The organism is Alkalimonas mucilaginosa (genome assembly GCF_036327005.1).
Taxonomy (GTDB): Bacteria; Pseudomonadota; Gammaproteobacteria; order Enterobacterales; family Alteromonadaceae; genus Alkalimonas; species Alkalimonas mucilaginosa.
This window is the reverse complement of sequence record NZ_JAUGZK010000048.1, coordinates 1-621: the sequence shown is the minus strand read 5'-3', so window position 1 is coordinate 621 and position 621 is coordinate 1. Positions and strand designations below refer to the sequence as shown.

General features: G+C 55.2%; 1 protein-coding gene and 1 pseudogene. One reads left to right on the top strand and one right to left on the bottom strand.

The genetic code is table 11. The features are described from left to right. Nucleotides 1–189, top strand: a 189-nt coding sequence (locus QWF21_RS18070) for a hypothetical protein (RefSeq protein ID WP_330089431.1), incomplete at its 5' end; no start/stop codon positions are given. A gap of 90 nt (nt 190–279) precedes the next feature. Here the strand turns inward: QWF21_RS18070 and QWF21_RS18065 are convergent. After that, nucleotides 280–621, bottom strand: a pseudogene (locus QWF21_RS18065) (hypothetical protein); the annotation flags it as partial.

Here is a 621-nt window from a genome sequence, read left to right as displayed (position 1 = left end):
ATAATGCTGGAAGCCTTTGATAAAGATGTAGCCTGGGGCGGTACTCAATTGATGCCGTTTTGGAGCAGTAGCTTGTGGCGCAACAGTGATAGAACATACTGGACGGTATTTTTTGATACCGGGTTTATTGCAGATAGCAGAAATAAAGATAGAAGCGCCATTCGCCTGGTGCGCGAAGTAAACCAATAAATTGTACCATTTATGGGCAAAGAGCGAGAAAGGGGCCGATTGGCTCCTTTGCTGTTTTGGTGAATGTCACACAGTGGGAAGTGTAGACGGTCATTTGGTGGAGTACAGCGCAGCCAGGTAGCGGCGATAACGCAGGAATTGGCGGGCCAGGAAAGTGGCGATATGCTGGCTTTGGCGCAAAGCTACGCCAGCCGGGTACGTAATGCGGCCGGCCGTGATATGGGACTGGGTGCTTACTACGCCGGTGGCGGTAGCTACGGCGGTGGCTCTGGTAGCGGCGGTACTGGAAGTGGCAGAGGCTCCGGTGGTGGTTCGGGTGGCGGAATAGGTTGCGATATCTTCGGTGGCCCGCATTGTGATGGTGGTGGCGGAGGAGGCGGAGGCGGCATGTGCCCAATCAGCCCGGCCAGAGCCGCCCAAAAAGTTTCGGGT